Below are 21,939 nucleotides of genomic sequence, written 5' to 3' on the forward strand. Positions count from 1 at the left end.
TTAAATATCTAAATTATTAATCTTTATTTTTATCAAGAAATAATAAAGAAGGAAATATTACACAAGCACCCAATTGAATGAGGAGGTTATTTTGCTGTAACTCAGTTCCACTTACAATTTTGGAAATCATTATAAAAAGTCCCAAAAATGCAGAACCACTAAAAGCTATCCACAATATTCTTCTTAATCCCTTGAAAGGGGATTGGGTTTCCTTTAATAGTTTCTTTTTTAATTCAGGATCTATTTTTGACATTAATACTTTCAATTATTAACTTAAGTCTATAAGAAAATATTAATATTTTAGTTTTGCCGATGTAGCTCAGCGGTAGAGCAACTGTCTCGTAAACAGTAGGTCATTGGTTCAATTCCAATTATCGGCATTTTAAAAGCAAATTGAAAACAAAAAATGATTAATAGAATTCTAAAATTTAAAAATCTTTATAAGCTATTAATTTTTTTTCCTTTAATATTTTATTTTGGCAAGAGGAGTTATATTGCTTTTGATGAAGGATTTTATGCACTACAAGCTAGATGGATATTGGATAAAGGTAACTGGACAATTCCTCTTTGGTGGGATGAATATATTTTGGATAGAACAATAGGATTACAGTTTTTAATAGCAAAGTCACAAGAAATATTTGGAAGAAATACGTTTGCTGCATATCTTCCAACAACAATCGCCGCAATATTAATGCTATTCGTTACTTACAAATTCCATGAAGAATTATTTAATAAAAAATATGCAATCTTATCTCCTTTAATACTTGCTACTACATATCTTTGGTTTGACTACTCACACTTAGCCACACAAGATATCGTTTATTCATGTTTAGTTACAGTTGGAGTATTTTCTTTAGTAAAAATAAAAAATAAAGATAACAAATTTTATATTCTTCTTTTTGGAATTTGGATTGGTTTGTCTTTTATGATGAAAACTTTTCTAGTATTCGTACCATTATTATCACTATTACCATATTTATTTATAAAAAAGAATATTTTACTAAACAAATATTTTTGGCTTGGACTACTCATTGGATTTGTTCCTTTTTTATATTGGGCATTATCTATTAACCTTTATTTAGAGAAAAACATTATTTTTTACTTAATTGAAAAATTTACCATACTATCTAATAAAAATACTTTTACTAATCCTTTCTACTATTATCTTTGGAATATTCCCGCAACATATCTACCATGGAGTATTTTTGCAATTATTGGCACATTTTTAAATTTATATGAAAGTAAAGAGAAGAAATATTTACTTTCCATTTTCCCATTACTTTTAATAGGAATTCTTAGTATTTTTTCTACGAAAACTCCTTACTACACTCTACAAATTTCATCTATTCTTGCACTTAATACCTATGAAGGGATAGTGTATTTATTTAACTCTAAAAGATTTAAAAGTATTTTTATATTTATCACTTCAAAAATTGTTCCTTTATTTATAATCTCTATCACTTTCACATATTATTTTTTATTTAAGAATATAATTAATTTTAACTTTAAGGAAAATACATTTTTAATTATTGGCTTATTATTTTTTGGGATATCTTGGTCATTTATAAAACATAAAAACTCATTCCAAGAAATATTAATAACATTAATAATTGGTCCTTATTTGATGACTTCATTTCTGTTACAGTCTGGATTATTTACCGATAGATCTAGAGAAATAAGAGAAGAAATGGAATACGTAGCATCTCTTGATTTCTTAAAAAATAAAGAAATAAAGGTGGATAAAAGTGGAATAAAAAATTCTAGATCTCAATCGAAAATCATAAGAATTTCGTTATTAACTCCAAAACTAGGTGAAGGTTTAAAAAGTATAGATCAGTTAAAGAAGTCTGAATTGGCATGGTCAACTGAATTCAAAGAAAGAAATAATAATAATTCTTATGAAGTTATATATGAAAACCATATTTTAAATCCTTGGAAATTAATAAAAAAAAAATAAATAATCCCTATATACTAAAGTGGCTTGATAAAACCTTATAAAGTAATGAAATCTGTTAATAGTTGGAATTTAACAAATAATAAACTGCATCAATTATTCAAAGACAATAACAAATTTATTTCAGTTAAAGTAAGGGGTAATACTTGGGAGCCAATTACAAGATGGCTAAGATTAGATTCAAGAGTTTTTAGAGAAACCACTACCAAAGCAAGAATAACTTTATGCGATATTGAATCTTTAGCAGAAATTTATAATTATAGATCAATTAGATGGAAAGCAAAAAAATTAACACCTTTGCCAACCAAACTAATTCCACAATTTTTAAAAAATATTTTTCGTAAATTTCCTATAATAAAACAACTTGCTTATGAACTAGAAATATTTTTTTATAAATATGATGAAACTATCTCCGATCATTTAATATCGATTGTAATTCCAGCAAGAAATGAAGCTGGCAATAAACAACTACTAATAAATGCCCTGAATAAATTTAAAAAAATACCTAATAAATTAGAAATAATATTTGTAGAAGGGAATAGCAAAGACAATACATACAAAATTCTGCAAGAGTTAAAAGAAAATTTTTCAGATTTTTTTAAGATATCTCTTTTAAAACAAACTTCTAAAGGAAAGAAAAATGCAGTTGTAGAGGGATTTAATATTTCTAAAGGTGAAACCCTAGCAATAATTGATAGTGATTTCACTGTAGATATTGATGACAGTATTTCAGCCATTATGGAATCAACTAAAAATGAAAATATTTTAATTAATTGCGCCCGCACAACTTTTCCAATGGAAAAAAATGCAATGAGATGGGCTAATTATATAGGAAATAGACTCTTTGCAATATTTTTATCAATTCTCATAAATAAACCAGTATCAGATTCACTTTGTGGAACAAAAGTTTTTTCAAGAAAATTCTTTAAACTTATGAAAAAAAATGGGAGTTGGGATTCCAAGTCTGATCCATTTGGAGACTTCACAATAATATTTGAGGCAGCTAACAATAATATAAAAATACTTAATTATCCTGTTAGATATTACGCCAGAAAATCTGGAGCACCAAATATATCCAGATGGATTGATGGATTAAAACTTCTCAAAGTATGTTGGATTTATATGATTTCCGATATCTGAATTTAAATAAATCTTCAGAGGTATTTTCTAAAAATTTTCAATTTCGCCGAATTAGTAATAAAGTAGTTAGATTCTTAATGAATATATAATTCATAAGAATTTCATAAAATGAATTCTAAGTTCAAAAAATTAAATAAAAAAAATCACTACAGAAACCACTATGGGAAAATTCTTACTGTAAGACTTCCATGTAATCCAATATTTCCAATAGGGCCAATTTACTTAGCAGATCATATTCATAAATGTTTTCCAATCATAGATCAGCAATTTATTGATCTAGCAATAATTCCTTCTAAAAAAGTTTCTAAATATTTATGTAGAAAAATTGATCAATTTAGACCTCATCTTATTATTTTTTCATGGAGAGATATACAAATTTATGCACCTGTAGATGGGAGAAGTGGAAATCCTCTGCAAAATTCTTTTGAGGTTTTCTACTCAAAAAATATACTCAAAAAAATTAGAGGTTCTTGGGGAGGATTAAAATTAATTGCATCCCATTACGGAGAAATATATAGAAATACCGGATTAGTCAAGATGGGACTTAAAAGAGCACAAAAATACAACAAAGATGTAAAAGTAATTTTAGGAGGTGGTGCTGTTAGTGTTTTCTATGAACAATTAGGAAATCATCTTCCAAAAGGAACCATAATTTCTGTTGGAGAAGGAGAAAATCTTATTGAGAAAATTATTAAGGGTGATTCGATAGAAGACGAAAGATGTTATATTGCTGGTCAAAAACCTCGGAACAAATTAATACATGAACAACCTTCGGGCACTGTTAAAACTGCCTGCAACTATAAATATATTAAATCAATATGGCCTGAATTCAATTGGTATATAGAAGGTGGAGATTACTATATAGGAGTACAAACAAAAAGAGGTTGTCCTCATAATTGTTGTTTCTGTGTTTATACGGTTGTAGAGGGTAAACAGGTTCGTGTAAATCCAGTTAACGAAGTAATAAAAGAAATGAAGCAATTATATGATTTGGGAGTAAGGGGATTTTGGTTCACAGATGCGCAGTTTATTCCAGCAAAAAAACATATTGAAGATGCAAAAAATCTTTTGCAAGCTATTAAGGATCAAGGCTGGGAGGACATTAATTGGGCTGCATACATTAGAGCTGATAATATTGATGCCGAGCTAGCACAGCTAATGGTGGATACAGGTATGAGTTATTTTGAAATAGGTATTACTTCAGGATCTCAGGAACTCGTAAGAAAAATGAGACTAGCTTATGACCTTAAAACTGTATTAAACAATTGCAGAATGCTGGTCAAATCAGGTTTCAAAAATCATGTTTCAGTCAATTACTCATTTAATGTTTTTGATGAAACGCCAAGCACCATTAGACAAACTATTGCATACCATAGAGAATTAGAAAATATTTTTGGCAAAGGGTTAGTTGACCCAGCTATTTTCTTTATTGGTTTACAACCTCATACTCTCCTTGAGAAGTATGCCTTAGATCATAAAATTTTGAATCCGAATTATAATCCAATGAGCATGATGCCCTGGACAGCAAGAAAACTTTTATGGAATCCAGGAACCTTAGGGAAAAAGCTTGGTCAAGTATGCTTAGAAGCTTTTGATAATAAAGAAGATGAATTTGGCAAAACAGTCATAAACATTCTTGAAAGAGAATATGGAAAATCTTCTTTAAAAGAATCTTTAAAAGTTCGTCCTCTATCAGAAAGGAAACTCGCTCATTCGAAATAAATTGAACTATTGTTAATCCTCTTTCTCAATTGAACTAGATATTCCTTTAGATTTTAATGATTCTGAATAGAATTCCGCTGGCTCTAAATCACAAACAATAACCAAACCCACACCGGTATTATGTGCCTCTAACATTATGGCAATAGCATCTTGCTCGCTTAATTGAGGAACAACTTCTCTTAGTGAAATAGTTACATACTCCATTGAATTAACTGGATCATTATGAAGTAAAACCTTATATTTTGGAGATTTATTTTTTAATTCAGCAGGTTGCTTTTCAATAACTGCTGAATTATTACTCACACTTTGTTCCGACTTTATAGAAAGCATTAAATTACTTGAATTTAAATCATAGTTATAATTATATATTAATTATTCTTTCCATTGCTTCAAGGACATTTGATCTTGAGTTAAATGCTGATAAACGAAAATAACCCTCTCCTGATAATCCAAATCCGCTCCCAGGGGTGCCCACAACACTAACTTTTTGAAGAAGAAAATCAAAAAAGTCCCAAGATGTCATTTTATCAGGAACTTTGATCCAAATATAAGGTGCATTGTCCCCTCCATAAACTTTATATCCCGCAGTCTGAAGTTTATTTTTCATAATTTTTGCATTTTCCATGTAAAAATCAATTAAACCTCTCACTTCTTTCTTTCCTTCGAGAGAATATACTGCTTCTGCTCCTCTTTGCACGATATAGCTAACTCCATTGAATTTTGTAGATTGTCGCCTATTCCATAGAGGCCATAAGGCTATTTCCTCATTTGTTGAGCTGAACCCTTTAAGATTTTTAGGTATTACTGTAAAAGCACATCTAACTCCAGTGAATCCTGCATTCTTAGAAAAAGATCTAAATTCAATAGCACAATCTTCTGCTCCCTCAATCTCATATATTGAATGAGGAATATTTTTATCTTGAATAAACGATTCATAAGCTGCGTCAAAAAGTATTAAAGAATTGTTTTGAAGAGCATAATCAACCCATTTTTTCAATTCTTCCTTAGTAATTGTTGCTCCAGTAGGATTATTCGGAAAACAAAGGTATAAAATATCCACTTTCTTTTGAGGAAGTTCTGGCAGAAAGTTATTTTCCTCATTTATTGCAAGATAAGTCAATCCTTTATAAGTGCCATTTATGAGGGCATCTCCAGTTCTTCCTGTCATGACATTGCTATCTACATAAACAGGGTAAACAGGATCTGTTACAGCAATTGAATTATCTTTGCCAAGAATATCTAAAATGTTGCTACTGTCGCATTTAGAACCATCTGAAACAAAGATTTCTTCAGGTGAAATTTTACAGCCTCTCGAAATAAAATCATGATCAGATATTTTTTCTCTTAGCCAAGAATAACCTTGTTCTGGTCCATAGCCTTTAAAGCCTTCGGCAGTTCCCATTTCATTTAATGCTTTACCCATAGCATCTCTGCATGCTTTTGGTAATGGTTCTGTCACATCGCCTATTCCTAGCTTAATTATTTCTGAACTATTATTTGATTGAGAATATATTTTTACCCTTTTAGCAATTTCAGGAAATAAATACCCAGCTTTGAGTTTTAAATAATTTTCGTTTACTTTGACCACTTTGCATTAATGAATTTAACCAATATTAGGATAATGGATCAACGTGCTTAAGTGGTGGTTAGATGTTAATATTATGGTAGTTATGTTTAAATTAAGAGTTAATCATAACTATAAATTCAATTTCAATTAGTTTAAAATCGTCTAAAGATTTATACATAGCAGAATTAAATTGCTATTAACTTTATTAATTTTAAGAAAATCATAATACTAGCTATAAACAATTGCTTTCTTAAGAGATAAAAAAATTAACTCTTTACTTTAGATGACTTTCAAAATTCAAACCATTCATAATAAAATATATGTCTCAGCAAATTATCATCGCTGAGCAGGCTCGAATTGCAGCACTGCTCACAGATGATCGAGTTGATGAATTAATCGTCGCACAAGGTCAATATCAAATTGGCGATATCTTTTTAGGAACAGTTGAAAATGTTCTCCCTGGAATTGATGCCGCTTTCATAAATATTGGTGAAAGTGAAAAAAATGGATTTATTCATGTTTCAGATCTTGGTCCATTAAAACAAAAAAATGGGGCATTTGGAATAACCGAATTACTAGAACCAAAACAAAAAGTTCTAGTACAAGTAATGAAGGAACCAACAGGATCTAAAGGACCTAGACTAACAGGAGGTATTTCTATACCTGGAAAATACTTGATATTACAGCCATATGGTCAAGGAGTAAATATTTCCAGAAAAATAAATACAGAAACAGAAAGAAGTCGCTTAAAAGCTCTTGGGGTCTTAATAAAACCGCCCAGCACAGGTTTACTATTTAGAACAGAGGCTGAAACCATAAAAGAAGAACTACTTATCGATGATTTAGAAAACTTAATTCAACAATGGGAAAATATATTAAAAGTTTCTGAGACTTCTAATCCACCAAATTTAATAAAAAGAGATGATGATTTCTCTATTAAGATCTTGAGAGATCATATTAAATCATCAACTAAAAGCATAATCATCGATAATAATTTTTCAGTTGAAAGAGCAAAGAATTTCTTAATAAATTATGAATCTACTTTAGATATTGAATTTCACGATAACGATTTAAACCAACATATTTTAGAGAAATATGAAATCAAGAAAACAATTCAAAAAGCTCTTCAACCTAGAGTGGATCTTCCTTCAGGAGGATATATCATCATTGAACCCACTGAAGCGCTTACAGTAATTGATGTGAACTCTGGATCATTTACCAGATCTGCAAACTCAAGACAAACAGTTTTGTGGACGAATTGTGAAGCAGCCGTTGAAATCTCAAGACAAATGAAATTAAGAAATATTGGTGGCGTTATCGTAGTGGATTTTATTGATATGGACTCTAGAAGAGATCAATTCCAGTTACTAGAACATTTCACTTCAGCAATAAAAGATGATTCTGCAAGGCCTCAAATAGCTCAGCTTACTGAATTAGGTTTGGTTGAGTTAACCAGAAAAAGACAAGGGCAAAATATATATGAATTATTCGGTAAAAAATGTCTTACTTGCGATGGTACTGGATATGTAGAAAATAAATTGAATAATGAAATTTTTAACCAAAGATTAAAAAAAATAGAGGATAAATCTAATAAAACAAACAGTTTGAAACCTTTAGATATAAATCCTCCTCACACAATTGATGAGCAGGAAAAAATAATTAGCAAGGATTTACCTAACCACAAAGAAGGAAGTAAGGAGAACAATTCTTATAAAAAAGAACCAGGTAATGATTATTTGAACCCACTAAATTCAAAAGAAAAAAATATAGTAACAGTTAATCTTACTAATCAAGAAAAAATTGTTTTCAGTCAATTAGGTATTAATCCACTCATAAAGTTAGGTAAAGAATATCTTGCTAGTAATAATTTTGTGCGTTTAAAAGACAATAATGAAGCAAAAGAAAAAACTTTAAATAATAAAAAAACAAAAGCAAAACAAATTAAAAAAATCTCAAAATCTAAAGAAGAACATATTGATATTAAAATTGAAGCAAATGCAAATTCCAAAGATCTATCAACAAACAAAACTAATGAGGTTAAGGAAGTTGCATTTATAGATAAAAAGGATGAAATTGAAATTACAGATGAGATAAAAAATGCAAGAAAAAAAAGAAGAAGATCTTCAGCAAATATTGAATAAAGTATTCGAAGTTGGAATAGATGAAGTTGGACGGGGAGCAGTTTTTGGTCCAGTTTTCTCAGCAGTTGTTGTATTAACTGAAAAAAATAAACTTATTTTGAAACAATTTGGAGTAATAGATAGCAAAAAATTAACTCCAAAAAAAAGAAAATTTCTTCTTCAGAAAATTTTATTACTTTCTTCAGATTATGGAATTGGGCAATCCTCAACTAGAGAAATAGATAAGTTTGGTATTAGAGTTGCGACAGAACTTTCAATGATAAGAGCTTTAAAAAAATTAAAGCAGAAGCCATCTGAAATAATAATTGATGGCCCCTTATTATTAAGGCTATGGGATAGAAATCAGAAAAATATAGTATCAGGAGACTCGAAGTTTACATCAATAGCTTCAGCAAGCATAGTTGCAAAAGTATCTCGTGATAATCTAATGGAAAGGTTAGAAAAAAAATACTCAGGATACTTAATATTTAAAAATAAAGGCTATGGAACCAAAGAGCACCTTTCAATTATCAAAAAATATGGAATAACTAATCTGCACAGAAAAAGTTTTTTAAAAAAATCAAAGCTTATTTAAGCTACACCAGTCTAAAAAATCTTTAACTAATTGCTGTTGAACTCTTGCCTTTATACCCAACAAAATTCCGTTTAATACCGAATGACCTGTAGATTCCAAAATTTTCTTTGGCACAAGTTTTAATAAAGGGGGTTGACTTACAGATACCCCTAAAAGCGCCTCTCCCTCTAATCCAATGGAAGTTGCTTCTAAATTCGCTTTCAAAATAAGATTAAAGTCATCTATCATCCCTAAACCATCTAATGTACTTTCAAGGGCACTCATTCTTAAAATTCCATCTTTATTTTCTACCGCAATTGAAACAACAGGGTTAATATCTAATTGAAAAACCTTAAAACTTGTTACTGTATACTTATACCTACCTTCTCCTTCAGGTACTAATTTTTTGGAGTCCAGCATTGCACCAACAACTCTTTCTTCTTCCAAAAGATATTTAGAAAGATATTCTTTATTTCGTGTTACAGAAAGCTTTAGTTTCTGTTTAGCATCAAAAGATAACAGCATTGTCTATATTCCCCCAATGCTTATTTGATCTCTTTTTTTTTTACGATTAATCATGCGCAAACAAGTTGCATATTTAGGTCCTAAAGGGACATACGCAGAAAAAGCAGCTCATATACTATCCAAGCTTGCCAATTTTCAGACACCTATATTTGTACCATGTAATGGGTTACATTCGGTCATTAAATCAATAGCGTACAACAATTGTGATGCTGCTGTAGTTCCTATTGAAAATTCTGTAGAAGGGCCAGTTACAGCCACTCTAGATGCACTTTGGAAATTTCCTGAAATATTTATCAATAAAGCAATTGTTTTACCCATAAAACATGCATTAATTAGTGATGGAGAACTTTCAAATATTTCAGAAGTATTATCGCATCCTCAAGCATTAGCTCAATGTTCAGAATGGTTATCTGAAAATCTTCCAAATGCAATCCCTCTACCAACAAATTCAACGTCAGAAGCTGTCAACATGGTCAAGGGCAGTAAATTTAGAGCGGCAATTGGTTCAAAATCATTAATTCAAATCGAAGGCCTTAAAGAATTAGCCTTTCCTATTAATGATGTGCCAGGCAATTGCACTAGATTTATCTTATTAAGTAAAGAATCTAATTCTTATTCAGCTAACATTGCTAGTTTTGCTTTCTCATTAATATCCAATAGACCAGGCGCTTTACTTCAAGCTTTAAATTATATTGCAAATTTTGGATTCAATATGAGCAAAATAGAGTCAAGACCTTCAAAAAGAGAGTTAGGCGAATATATAATTTATATTGATCTAGAATTAGATAATGAAAAGAATATTGCAAATTTTCTTGAATTGAAAGAAAATATTAAACCACTATGCAAGAAATTTGTAGATTTTGGAAATTATTTTTCTGAAAATTTCGAATTAGATTGATTTATCCCCTACATTTATATACCCCAAACTCCATTAAACCTTTTCTAAAAGCCCAATTCATGAGCAGTATAGTTGGGATCTCTCTAATGGACTTAACTAGTGCCAGAGGACCAAGAGACAAAATTGCAAAAGGTCTTCTAATACCCTCAATAATGGAGTCGTACCAAGAAGGATTTGTATAAGTATTCCAGTTTTCAGAAAAAACTCGTCCTGAACTATTTTTATTAGTTCTAAGAATATTACCAAAATCTTTAATACTAATAAAATTGGGATGAACCCATTGTTCAAGTAATTGTTTAAGAACCAAATTCTCAAGAAATGATGGAGGGCATTCCCTGAGATCTCTAGAGTTCCAATCAGCCAATGCTAAATAACCCCCTGGTCTCAAAGTTCTCATCATCTCATCTGCAAACTTAGTTTTATCATTCATGTGTGCACCAGCTTCAACACTCCAAACACCATCAAAGGAACCATCCTCAAATTTCAAATCTAATGCATCCATAACTTGGAAATTACAATTTAGTCCAGAAGGAGTAAGTTCTCTAGCTCTTTTTACTTGAGCAGGACTAATTGTAATTCCAGTAACATTAAAACCATAATATTTTGAAAGGATCCTAGAACTTCCTCCTATTCCACAACCTACATCTAATATTCTGGAACCTTTTGGCAATTTATCTAAACCACTCCACTTAACTAACTCATGAACAAACTTAACTTTAGCCTGTCGAAAATCAATATTTTTATTTTCTGAAGGATAAAAGCCCAGATGTATATGCTCTCCCCACAATCTCTCAAGTAATTTATCCTGGGTCCATGCATCGTATGCTGATGCCACAGTACCAGAAGAAATATATTTTCTAGCAGTAGTTCTCCAGATAAAAGAAAAAGCTAAAAAGAATAAAGAAATTAAAAAAAAGGGTAATAAAAATTCAAACATTTAATTTTCTTTTATATCAGGAAAACTTTCTTTCAAAGCTGTCCTTGCTGCAAGTTGTTTTCTTGTATTATCAAGCATTTGATATTCTCTTTGTAGTCGAGTATAGGTATTTCTTTCTTCTAAAAGTCTTTGCTGTTCCTCCGCAACTGGACCTCCCAAGTGAGCACCTATCCAAAAAGATAATTCCATAGGATTATTAGGTAATTTATCGGGAAGATTTTTCTGGGTATTTGTCAATTTGCCTGTGAGATTAATAACATCGCTAAGTGCTTCTTTTACTGAATCTTTTAGAGAATCTAATTTTTGAAGGTTATCAACATTATCGTCACTAATCCAACTTACCATTGCTGAATAAAAAGGAGTTGAACGAATGATTTCTAGAACTTGAAACCTTTGTTGTCCGAGAGTAATAATATTACTTCTCCCATCCTCTGCAGTATGATGTTTTATGATTTGGGCACAGCAACCAACATTAGCTATATTTTTAGTACTAGAATCCCATTTTATGACTCCAAACATAGAATCAGTTTCAAGAACTGATTGAAGCATAATTCTGTATCTTGACTCAAAAATATGTAAAGGCAATACTTCTTTAGGGAAAAGAACTACCTCCGGCAAAGGAAATAAAGGTAATTCCCTTACTGAGAGCTCTCCCATTTAAACCTCACTTATTTCTAATTATACTAATCAATTTATGTCGTTTTCGGGATTAGTTAAAGTTTAACTTCTATATCTACACCACTTGGAAGATCCAACTTCATTAAAGCATCAATTGTTTTTGCTGAAGGGCTATAAATATCAATTAATCTTCTATGAGTTCTTGTTTCAAAATGCTCTCTGGAATCTTTATCAACATGTGGTGATCTTAGAACACAATAAATCTTCCTTTTTGTTGGTAAAGGTATTGGACCTATTGCTGAAGCGGATGTAGTATCAGCAGTTTGAATTATTTTATCGCAAGATAAATCGAGCATTCTTCTATCAAATGCTTTAAGTCTTATTCTTATTTTTTGTTGTGCAATTGATGCAGTCATAATTTGAAATTAACTTCTAGATGAGGGTCATTGATTAACAATGACCCTAAGCCACTAATCTATACTAAATGATTGAGGTTAAAATTTAAAATTCAAAAAGATTATTTGAGAATTTTAGAAACAACTCCAGCACCAATAGTACGTCCACCTTCACGGATTGCGAAACGCATACCTTGTTCGATAGCTACTGGACAAATCAATTCACCAGTCATTTTGATTCTGTCACCTGGCATAACCATTTCAACATTAGAGCCATCATCAGATGTAAATGCTGTTATTTGACCTGTAACATCTGTTGTTCTGATGTAGAACTGTGGTCTATATCCTGCAAAGAAAGGGGTGTGTCTACCACCTTCTTCTTTTTTAAGAACATAAACTTCTCCTTCAAACTGAGTATGAGGAGTAATGGATCCTTTCTTGACAAGTACCATTCCTCTCTCAATATCTTCTTTCTGGACGCCTCGTAAAAGTAAACCAACATTATCGCCAGCCATACCTTCATCAAGAAGTTTACGAAACATTTCAACTCCAGTAACAGTCGTTACTCTTGTATCTCTGATTCCAACTATTTCGACTTCTTCTCCAACTTTAACTTTACCTCTCTCAATTCTTCCAGTAGCCACAGTTCCTCTACCGGTAATTGAGAAAACATCTTCAACTGCCATCAAGAATGGTTTATCAACTTCTCTTTCTGGTTCAGGAATGCTAGCATCAACAGCTTTCATTAATTCTTCAATTTTTGATTCCCAAGTAGAATCACCTTCAAGAGCTTTTAAACCGGAAACTTGAACTATGGGAATATCATCACCAGGGAAATCATAACTGTCTAAAAGTTCCCTTATTTCCATTTCAACAAGTTCAATAATTTCTTCGTCATCGACCATATCGCACTTATTGAGAGCCACTACAAGAGCAGGAACTCCAACCTGTTTAGCAAGAAGGATATGCTCTTTTGTCTGAGCCATAGGACCATCTGTAGCAGCGCAAACTAGAATTGCTCCATCCATTTGCGCGGCCCCCGTAATCATGTTTTTCACATAATCAGCATGTCCTGGGCAATCAACATGAGCATAATGTCTACCTTCAGTTTCATATTCGACATGAGCTGTATTGATAGTGATGCCACGCTCTCTTTCTTCAGGAGCACCATCAATATCTCCATAGTCTTGAGCCTGGGCTTGACCTTTTTTAGCTAATACGTTTGTAATAGCAGCAGTAAGTGTTGTTTTTCCATGATCAACATGGCCAATAGTACCTATGTTGACATGTGGTTTGTTCCTTTCGAACTTCTCGCGAGCCATTTTGAATTAAAGAATCGAGGGTTTAAAGTGTTTTAGTTTAGAGATCAGGAGTTGCCCTGATTCTTGGAAATGATAGCTTCAGCAACATTACGAGGAACTTCCTCATAATTTGCGAACTCCATTGAAAATATACCCCGACCTTGAGTCATTGATCGGAGTTGAGTGGCATAACCGAACATTTCGGCTAAGGGCACTTTGGCCTGTACCTTAGACAATCCATCATCAACAGATTGTCCTTCCACTTGACCTCTTCTAGAAGAGAGATCACCAATTACAGATCCAAGAAAGTCGTCAGGACTTTCGACCTCAACTTTCATCATAGGCTCTAAAAGGACAGGATTGCATTTTTTAACCCCATCTTTGAAAGCCATGGAACCTGCAATTTTGAAGGCCATTTCAGATGAGTCTACATCGTGGAATGAACCATCGACTAGTGTTACTTTTACATCAATGAGTGGATAACCGGCAAGAACACCTGATTCACAGGTCTCTTTCATTCCATTAGATGCTGGGCCAATATACTCTTTCGGTACAGCTCCACCAACAATTTTATTAACAAATTCAAAACCTTTCCCAACTTCAGCAGGTTCCATTTCAATAATTACGTGTCCATATTGACCTTTTCCTCCAGTTTGTCTTGCATATTTACCTTCACCTTTAGAACTAGACCTAATAGTCTCTCTATAAGAAACTTGAGGCGCCCCAATATTAGCTTCAACTTTAAATTCCCTTAACATTCTGTCAACAAGGATTTCTAAGTGAAGCTCACCCATTCCAGCAATAACAGTTTGATTAGTCTCCGGATCAGTACTTACCCTAAAGGTTGGATCCTCTTCTGACAAAGCAGTTAATGCTTTAGATAATTTTTCCATATCCCCTTTAGTTTTTGGCTCAACAGCGACTGAGATAACTGGTTCAGGGATAAACAATGTCTCCAAAACTATAGGATCTTCTGTATTACATAAAGTGTCGCCAGTTGTTGTATTCTTAAGCCCTAGTACAGCACCTAAATCACCAGCCCTTAATTCATCAACCTCTTCTCTTTCGTCAGCCTTTAGAATTACTAATCTAGAAATTCTCTCTTTAGCATCTTTAGTAGAATTCATAACATAACTGCCCTTTGAAAGAACACCAGAATACATCCTTACAAAAGTTAATTTCCCATAAGGGTCTGACATCACTTTGAAAGCAAGTGCACTAAAAGGCGCGTTATCATCTGATGGCCTTACATCTTCTTTACCACTTGGTAAAACACCTTGTATTGGTTTTACGTCAACTGGAGCTGGCAAATAATCGACAACGGCATCTAAAACAAGTTGAACACCCTTATTCTTGAAGGCTGAACCGCACAATACTGGAACTAATCCATGTTTTAAAACCCCTTCCCTAATGCCTTTTTTAAGTTGTTCTTCAGATAATTCTCCTGTTTCGAGGAATATTTCTATTAAATCTTCATCATTTTCTGCAACACTCTCCATTAACTTATATCTCCACTCGGAAGCTTCATCCTCCATTTCAGATGGAATTGGCGCTTCTTCAATATCAGTGCCTAAGTCATTCTTATAGAGGTATGCTTTGTTTGCAACTAAATCGATAATGCCTGTGAGATCGCCTTCAGCTCCAATAGGTAGCTGAATAGGGAGTGCATTGGCCTTAAGTCGATCTTTAATCTGTTTATTAACTTTTAAAAAATCTGCACCAGTTCTGTCCATTTTGTTAACAAAAACCATCCTTGGAACAGAGTATCTATCTGCTTGACGCCAAACTGTTTCAGATTGAGGCTGAACCCCACCAACTGCACAAAATACAGCTATCACTCCATCTAAAACACGCATTGACCTTTCCACTTCAATAGTGAAGTCAACGTGTCCAGGAGTATCAATAATATTAATTCTGTGATCTTGCCAACTAGTTGATATTGCAGCAGCAGTAATAGTTATCCCTCTCTCTCTTTCTTGAGCCATCCAATCTGTTACAGCAGCACCATCATGAACTTCACCTATCTTATGAACTACACCAGAATAAAACAAAATTCTTTCGGTAGTTGTAGTTTTCCCTGCATCAATATGAGCGGCTATACCTATGTTCCTTACTCGTTCTAGGGGGAAGTCGCGTGCCAATTTTAAAGCTCCAAATAAAATAATTTTTGATAAGTATAGTTCACCCTAAAAGTAAACTTTTATAATAATAAACTACTTAAGTACCTTTTTGATGAAATTAATATCTGTAATGTGCAAAAGCTTTATTAGCTTCAGCCATTTTATGAGTATCTTCTCTTTTTTTAACTGCACTACCAGTTTCATTTGCGGCATCCATCAACTCACCAGCAAGTTTTTGAGACATACTTTTGCCATTCCTTGCACGTGAAAATGTAACAAGCCATCTTAATGCCATAGCTGTACCCCTCTCTTGGCGAACTTCCATCGGTACTTGATATGTTGCACCACCAACTCTTCTAGCTCTCACCTCAACAAGAGGAGTAGCATTTTTTACAGCTGTTTCAAATAATTCGACTGCATTCCCACCTGTTCTCTCGCTTATTAAAGAAAAAGCATCAGACAATATTCTTTGGGCTGTAGATTTTTTTCCATGTTTCATCAATCTAGAAATCATCATTGAAGCAAGACGGCTATTAAATTGAGGATCAGGAAGAACTGGTCTTTTTACTGCAGCATTACGACGTGACATGTTTTAAAAAAAGTGATGGTTACAAATTAATCTTTTGGAGCTTTTGCTCCATACTTAGATCTGGATTGACGTCTATCTTTGACTCCAGCAGTATCTAACGTTCCTCTTATTATATGATATCTAACTCCCGGCAAATCCTTGACTCTTCCTCCCCTAAGAAGAACTACGGAGTGTTCTTGCAAATTATGTCCAATCCCAGGTATGTAAGCTGTCACTTCGAAACCTGAAGTTAATCTTACCCTCGCAACTTTTCTTAAAGCTGAATTAGGTTTTTTGGGTGTTGATGTATAAACTCTTGTACATACCCCTCTTCTCTCAGGGCAAGCTTTTAACGCAGGAGATTTTGTTTTCCTAGTCAGACTTTTTCTTTCTGAACTTATTAATTGTGAGATGGTGGGCATCTATTATATTTAAATAAAAATAAACATCTTAGTATCATAACCTTTTACGAGCACCAACTAAAAGTTTTTAATCATATTTTTTTGAAAAATTTAAAAAAATTTGTCAAATTAAAATTCTTTGGTAAATATTCATTATCTTTAGATTTATTTTTATATTTATTTTTATAATAGAAATACATAAATAACTAAATTGTATTAAATAATCTATGGGAGAGAGTATTAAAAGAATCGTTGGGCCATATCAAGATAGTTATTCCCCCAATGGAATAATTGGTGAGAAAGATGCGTGTGGAGTTGGTTTTATAGCAAATGTCAAAGGTATAGAAAGCAACTGGATACTTAAACAATCCCTGAAAGGTCTTAACTGCATGGAACACAGAGGAGGTTGTGGAGGAGATAGTGATTCAGGAGATGGAGCAGGTATTTTGTGTTCAATCCCTTGGAATTACTTAGAAAAAGATGTGAATCTTGAAAATAAAAAAGACTTTGATAAAGGTTTAGGCATGATCTTCATGCCTAATAAAAAAGAGAAAATTGAAGAATGTAAATCAATATGCGAGGAGGAAGCAAAAAAATTAAGAATTAACAAAACATCTTGGAGAACAGTACCCGTTAACAATGAAATCCTAGGCCCTTTGGCTAAAGCGAATGCTCCATTCATAAGTCAGTGGATTTTATTAATAGATAAGAAAAATAAAAACGATATTGAAAAGCTTTTATTTCAATTAAGGAAAAGAATTGAGAAAAAAATAAGAGAAAGTTTTAAAACTCATGTTGGGGATTGTGAATTTTATTTTGCCTCACTAAGTTCTAAAACAGTTGTTTACAAAGGAATGGTTCGTTCTGAAATATTATCTGAATTTTATCAAGACCTAAGAGAAGAGAGTTTTAAAGTTTCATTTTCTGTTTACCATAGGAGGTTTAGTACTAATACACTTCCAAAATGGCCACTAGCTCAGCCTATGAGATTCTTAGGACATAATGGAGAAATTAATACTCTTTTAGGTAATATCAACTGGGCTAAAGCTTCAGAAACACATATAGATGATTTTTGGGAGGAGTTATCTAACGAAATTAAGCCAATCGTAGATATTAATAAAAGTGATTCATCAAATCTTGATGCAACTCTTGAAATCAATATTCGTTCAGGTCAGCCCATTACTGACTCATTGTTAAAGCTTGTTCCTGAAGCATTTAGAGATCAACCAGAACTTGAACAAAGAGAAGACATAAAATCATTTTATGAGTATTCTGCGAGCCTACAAGAAGCCTGGGATGGTCCTGCTCTAATCGTATTTGCAGATGGAAATTTTGTAGGTGCAACACTTGATAGAAATGGTCTAAGACCGGCAAGATATTCAATAACAAATGATGGTTTTGTAATAATGGGTTCCGAAACAGGAGTAGTAGATCTTGAAGAGGAAAGAGTAATTGAAAAAGGTAGATTAGGACCTGGACAAATGTTGGCAGTTGATTTTCATCAAAATAGAATCCTCAGAAATTGGGAGGTAAAATCTGAAGCCGCGCAAAGGCATGATTACAAAAATCTCCTTAGTAATAGAACTATCAAAATTGATAATAGTGAATGGTTTAAAGACTGTAAACTAAAAGACCTTGAGCTGCTACAACAACAAACTGCGTACGGTTTTTCAGCTGAGGATAATGATCTTATCTTGGATTCAATGGCTTCATTAGCTAAAGAGCCTACCTATTGCATGGGCGACGATATCCCATTAGCAATGCTTTCTTCAAAGCCACATATTTTATATGACTATTTCAAACAAAGATTTGCACAAGTTACAAATCCTCCTATTGATCCTTTAAGAGAAAAATTGGTAATGAGTCTAGAGATGCATCTTGGAGAAAGATGTACACCATTTGAGATTAAAGATCCTAAACCTTTTGTTCATTTACAAAGTCCAATTCTCAATGAGGAAGAACTCATTTCCATTAAAAAATCAAAAATTAAATCTCAAACAATTTCAAGTTTGTTTGATATTGAGGAAGGTGTTCAAGGCTTAGAGAACCAATTAAAAGCAATTTGTAAACAGAGTGAGCTCTCTATAAAAGAAGGTTGCTCTTTAATTATTATTTCTGATAAGGGTATTAATCCTACAAAGACTTTTATTCCTCCCTTACTTGCTGTTGGAGCAATTCATCATTACCTCCTAAAAAAAGAAATCAGGCTAAAAGCTTCTCTAATTATTGAAACGGGTCAATGTTGGAGTACTCATCACTTGGCTTGCTTGATTGGTTATGGTGCAAGCGCGGTTTGCCCTTGGTTGACCTTCGAAGCAGGTAGACACTGGTTAAAACATCCAAAAACACAAAAACTCATTGATAGCAAAAAAATAAATCCATTATCAATAATTGATGTTCAAGAAAATATTAAAAAAGCACTAGAAGACGGTCTAAGAAAAATTCTTTCAAAAATAGGAATCTCACTTTTATCTAGTTACCATGGTGCACAAATTTTTGAAGCTGTGGGGCTTGGATCTGACTTAATAAAAATTGCTTTTGATGGTACAACAAGCCGTATCGCTGGCATAACATTAAAAGAATTAACTAATGAAACACTTTCAATACATACGAAAGCCTATCCAGAGATCGATTTAAAGAAATTAGAATTTTTAGGATTTGTACAATTTAGAAATAATGGGGAATATCATTCCAATAACCCAGAGATGTCCAAAGTTTTACATTCAGCAGTAAAACAAGGTCCAGGATATGATCATTTTGAAACTTACAAAAAATTAATTAGTAATAGACCGCCAACATCTCTAAGAGATTTACTAACAATTAATTCAGAAAGAAAAAGTATTCCATTAGAGGAAGTTGAAAGTGTTGAATCAATTTGCAAAAGGTTTTGCACTGGTGGAATGAGTTTAGGCGCTTTATCTAGAGAAGCACATGAAGTTTTAGCAGTTGCAATGAATAGAATTGGTGGGAAAAGTAATAGTGGAGAAGGTGGAGAAGATCCAGCTCGTTTTAACGTTTTAAATGATATCGATGAAAATACTCAATCAGCGACGTTGCCTTTCATTAAAGGTCTAGAAAATGGAGACACCGCATGCTCAGCTATTAAACAAATTGCATCAGGAAGATTTGGAGTTACACCTGAATATTTAAGAAGTGGTAAACAACTCGAAATTAAAATGGCTCAAGGTGCAAAACCCGGAGAAGGGGGGCAATTGCCTGGTCCGAAAGTTGATTCTTACATCGCAAAATTAAGAAATAGTAAACCTGGAGTAGCTTTAATATCTCCTCCCCCGCATCATGATATTTATTCAATTGAAGATTTAGCTCAACTTATCCATGACTTACACCAAGTTCATCCAAAAGCGAAAGTAAGCGTTAAACTTGTTTCTGAAATTGGTATAGGCACTATTGCTGCTGGAGTAAGCAAAGCTAATGCAGATGTAATTCAAATTTCAGGTCATGACGGAGGTACAGGTGCTTCACCCTTGAGTTCTATTAAACATGCAGGTTTACCATGGGAACTAGGTGTTTCCGAGGTTCATAAATCTCTCTTAGAGAATAACTTACGTGAAAGAGTAATTTTGAGAACTGATGGAGGTCTTAAAACTGGCTGGGATGTAGTTATTGCAGCCTTACTAGGGGCTGAAGAATACGGTTTTGGTTCTGTAGCTATGATTGCTGAAGGATGCATAATGGCTCGGGTTTGTCATACAAACAAGTGTCCTGTTGGAGTTGCCACTCAAAAAGAAGAATTAAGAAAAAGATTCAAAGGTATTCCAGAAAATGTTGTCAATTTTTTCTTATATATTGCTGAAGAAGTAAGACAGATAATGAGTAGAATCGGTGTTTCTAATATGGAAGAACTGATTGGTAATCAAGAATTTCTTTCTGCTAGAAATATCGATCTTCCAAAAACTTCTAATATTGATCTTTCCTCTTTAGTGAATAAAAATTCAACCACTGATAGATCATGGTTAAAACATTCAAAGACTGCCCATAGTAATGGATACGTATTAGAAGACGAATTTTTGTCTGATGCTGAATTTATAGATTCAATTAAAAATCACGAAATATTAACCAAAGAAATTGAGATAAAAAATACAGATAGAAGTGTTTGTGCGAAAATATCAGGCGAAATCGCAGAACTTCACGGCAACATTGGCTTCAATGGCGAACTGAACTTAAATTTCAAAGGATATGCAGGACAAAGCTTTGGTGCCTTTTTATTGAAAGGTATGAATGTTCAATTAATTGGAGAAGCTAATGATTATGTTTGTAAAGGAATGAATGGAGGAATACTTACAATAATTCCACCAAAAATAGATACAACTTCTTCTGAACAGGTTATTTTAGGAAACACCTGTCTTTATGGAGCAACAGGTGGGAAATTATTTGCATTAGGAAAATCGGGCGAAAGATTTGCAGTAAGAAATAGTGGAGCTACAGCGGTAACAGAAGGAGCAGGTGATCATTGTTGTGAATACATGACTGGTGGAAAAGTAGTTATTCTAGGTTCCACAGGAAGGAATATTGGTGCGGGCATGACCGGTGGAATAGCTTTTATAATCGATGAGAATAATGATTTGAGTAATAAAGTTAATAAAGAAATAGTTAGCATTCATAAAATAACTACATCAAAACAGGAAAATATTTTATTGGAAATTATTAGAGAATATCGAGCAAAAACAAATAGCTTAAAGGCCACCAAAATAATTGAGAATTGGTCATATTACAAGAGTATTTTTAAATTAATAGTCCCCCCAAGCGAAGAAGAAATGCTTGGCCTAAAGAAAATTTAAATGCCTGTCTTTGTAAAAACTGAAATTATAAAAAAAGAATACTTAATTAATCATGATTTAAAACAAAAAATAATTAACGAACATATTGATTGGATAAAAAAATTAAAAAAAGAGGGAATTAATATAAAAAGTGGTTTTTTAGTAGATGAGTTCAAGAGGCCAGGTGACGGGGGATTACTCATGCTTGAGATGAATAATTATAAAAATGCACTAAAAATAATTAAGAATGATCCAATGATTAAAAATGATCTTGTTGAATGGAAATTAAATGAGTGGGTAGATTCAAATAAATGAAAATGA

Annotated in this window: 19 protein-coding genes and 1 tRNA gene; 9 read left to right on the forward strand and 11 right to left on the reverse strand. The window is 32.7% G+C overall.

The features are described 5' to 3' along the window. Positions 1 to 16 precede the first annotated feature (16 nt). Positions 17 to 253: a DUF3493 domain-containing protein gene (locus HA140_RS08205; protein ID WP_209040628.1), complete on the reverse strand. Its 237-nt coding sequence runs from the start codon at positions 251 to 253 to the stop codon at positions 17 to 19. A 55-nt stretch (positions 254 to 308) separates the two neighbouring features. Here HA140_RS08205 and HA140_RS08210 point away from each other — a divergent pair. From HA140_RS08210 to HA140_RS08225, 4 genes are all read left to right on the forward strand, one after another. After that, positions 309 to 380, forward strand: a tRNA-Thr gene (locus tag HA140_RS08210). 26 nt (positions 381 to 406) lie between these two features. Further along, a complete protein-coding gene (locus tag HA140_RS08215; protein WP_209040629.1) occupies positions 407 to 1,957 on the forward strand; it encodes an ArnT family glycosyltransferase in 1,551 nt (516 codons plus the stop codon). Positions 1,958 to 2,002: 45 nt separating this feature from the next. Next, entirely contained in the window at positions 2,003 to 3,094 is a 1,092-nt protein-coding gene (locus HA140_RS08220) for a glycosyltransferase family 2 protein (protein WP_209040630.1), read from the forward strand. A gap of 108 nt (positions 3,095 to 3,202) precedes the next feature. Next, positions 3,203 to 4,816 carry a photosystem II high light acclimation radical SAM protein gene (locus tag HA140_RS08225; RefSeq protein WP_209040631.1) on the forward strand — a complete coding sequence of 538 codons (1,614 nt, stop codon included), beginning with the start codon at positions 3,203 to 3,205 and terminating at the stop codon, positions 4,814 to 4,816. Positions 4,817 to 4,828: 12 nt separating this feature from the next. Here the strand turns inward: HA140_RS08225 and clpS are convergent, their stop codons facing one another. Continuing rightward, on the reverse strand, positions 4,829 to 5,146 hold the full coding sequence (clpS, locus tag HA140_RS08230) for an ATP-dependent Clp protease adapter ClpS (RefSeq protein ID WP_209040632.1): 318 nt from the start codon (positions 5,144 to 5,146) through the stop codon (positions 4,829 to 4,831). 31 nt (positions 5,147 to 5,177) lie between these two features. Continuing rightward, a complete protein-coding gene (locus HA140_RS08235) occupies positions 5,178 to 6,404 on the reverse strand; it encodes an LL-diaminopimelate aminotransferase (protein ID WP_209040633.1) in 1,227 nt (408 codons plus the stop codon). Between the two features lie 299 nt (positions 6,405 to 6,703). On the opposite strand from HA140_RS08235, the gene HA140_RS08240 reads away from it, so the two are divergent. Both HA140_RS08240 and HA140_RS08245 read left to right on the forward strand, forming a co-directional pair. After that, on the forward strand, positions 6,704 to 8,524 hold the full coding sequence (locus HA140_RS08240; RefSeq protein WP_209040634.1) for an Rne/Rng family ribonuclease: 1,821 nt from the start codon (positions 6,704 to 6,706) through the stop codon (positions 8,522 to 8,524). Beyond that, positions 8,481 to 9,098: a ribonuclease HII gene (locus HA140_RS08245; RefSeq protein WP_209040635.1), complete on the forward strand. Its 618-nt coding sequence runs from the start codon at positions 8,481 to 8,483 to the stop codon at positions 9,096 to 9,098. Before HA140_RS08240 ends, HA140_RS08245 begins: the two co-directional genes overlap by 44 nt. Here HA140_RS08245 and HA140_RS08250 read toward each other — a convergent pair. Continuing rightward, positions 9,084 to 9,602 carry a DUF1997 domain-containing protein gene (locus tag HA140_RS08250; RefSeq protein ID WP_209040636.1) on the reverse strand — a complete coding sequence of 173 codons (519 nt, stop codon included), beginning with the start codon at positions 9,600 to 9,602 and terminating at the stop codon, positions 9,084 to 9,086. The two genes, HA140_RS08245 and HA140_RS08250, sit on opposite strands and share 15 nt — an antisense overlap. Before the next feature lie 52 nt (positions 9,603 to 9,654). On the opposite strand from HA140_RS08250, the gene pheA reads away from it, so the two are divergent. After that, complete coding sequence (gene pheA, locus HA140_RS08255; RefSeq protein WP_209040637.1) at positions 9,655 to 10,500, forward strand: prephenate dehydratase; 846 nt, start codon at positions 9,655 to 9,657, stop codon at positions 10,498 to 10,500. Position 10,501: 1 nt separating this feature from the next. On the opposite strand, the gene HA140_RS08260 is transcribed toward pheA, so the two are convergent. The 7 genes from HA140_RS08260 to rpsL all read right to left on the reverse strand — a co-directional run bounded on the left by HA140_RS08260 (position 10,502) and on the right by rpsL (position 16,861). Beyond that, on the reverse strand, positions 10,502 to 11,437 hold the full coding sequence (locus tag HA140_RS08260; RefSeq protein ID WP_209040638.1) for a methyltransferase domain-containing protein: 936 nt from the start codon (positions 11,435 to 11,437) through the stop codon (positions 10,502 to 10,504). Further along, positions 11,438 to 12,094, reverse strand: a complete 657-nt coding sequence (locus HA140_RS08265) for an LON peptidase substrate-binding domain-containing protein (RefSeq protein ID WP_209040639.1) — start codon at positions 12,092 to 12,094, stop codon at positions 11,438 to 11,440. It abuts the gene before it with no gap. A 56-nt stretch (positions 12,095 to 12,150) separates the two neighbouring features. Further along, a complete protein-coding gene (gene rpsJ, locus HA140_RS08270) occupies positions 12,151 to 12,471 on the reverse strand; it encodes a 30S ribosomal protein S10 (RefSeq protein WP_209040640.1) in 321 nt (106 codons plus the stop codon). A 101-nt stretch (positions 12,472 to 12,572) separates the two neighbouring features. Further along, positions 12,573 to 13,772: an elongation factor Tu gene (tuf, locus tag HA140_RS08275; RefSeq protein ID WP_025923574.1), complete on the reverse strand. Its 1,200-nt coding sequence runs from the start codon at positions 13,770 to 13,772 to the stop codon at positions 12,573 to 12,575. Positions 13,773 to 13,816: 44 nt separating this feature from the next. Continuing rightward, positions 13,817 to 15,892, reverse strand: a complete 2,076-nt coding sequence (gene fusA, locus HA140_RS08280; RefSeq protein WP_209040641.1) for an elongation factor G — start codon at positions 15,890 to 15,892, stop codon at positions 13,817 to 13,819. Positions 15,893 to 15,989: 97 nt separating this feature from the next. Continuing rightward, positions 15,990 to 16,460, reverse strand: a complete 471-nt coding sequence (rpsG, locus tag HA140_RS08285; RefSeq protein WP_002806267.1) for a 30S ribosomal protein S7 — start codon at positions 16,458 to 16,460, stop codon at positions 15,990 to 15,992. A 26-nt stretch (positions 16,461 to 16,486) separates the two neighbouring features. Then, a complete protein-coding gene (gene rpsL / locus HA140_RS08290; RefSeq protein WP_209040642.1) occupies positions 16,487 to 16,861 on the reverse strand; it encodes a 30S ribosomal protein S12 in 375 nt (124 codons plus the stop codon). A 206-nt stretch (positions 16,862 to 17,067) separates the two neighbouring features. Here rpsL and gltB point away from each other — a divergent pair, with 206 nt between their 5' ends. Together gltB and HA140_RS08300 are read left to right on the forward strand one after the other, a co-directional pair. Beyond that, the gene (gene gltB, locus HA140_RS08295; RefSeq protein ID WP_209040643.1) at positions 17,068 to 21,639 is read left to right on the forward strand and encodes a glutamate synthase large subunit; all 4,572 of its coding nucleotides are present in this window, start codon (positions 17,068 to 17,070) and stop codon (positions 21,637 to 21,639) included. Next, positions 21,640 to 21,933, forward strand: a complete 294-nt coding sequence (locus tag HA140_RS08300; RefSeq protein ID WP_209040644.1) for a YciI family protein — start codon at positions 21,640 to 21,642, stop codon at positions 21,931 to 21,933. It abuts the gene before it with no gap. Positions 21,934 to 21,939: the final 6 nt, after the last annotated feature.

The sequence above is a fragment of the Prochlorococcus marinus CUG1417 genome (genome assembly GCF_017695975.1).
GTDB classification, from domain to species: Bacteria; Cyanobacteriota; Cyanobacteriia; order PCC-6307; family Cyanobiaceae; genus Prochlorococcus_A; species Prochlorococcus_A marinus_AG.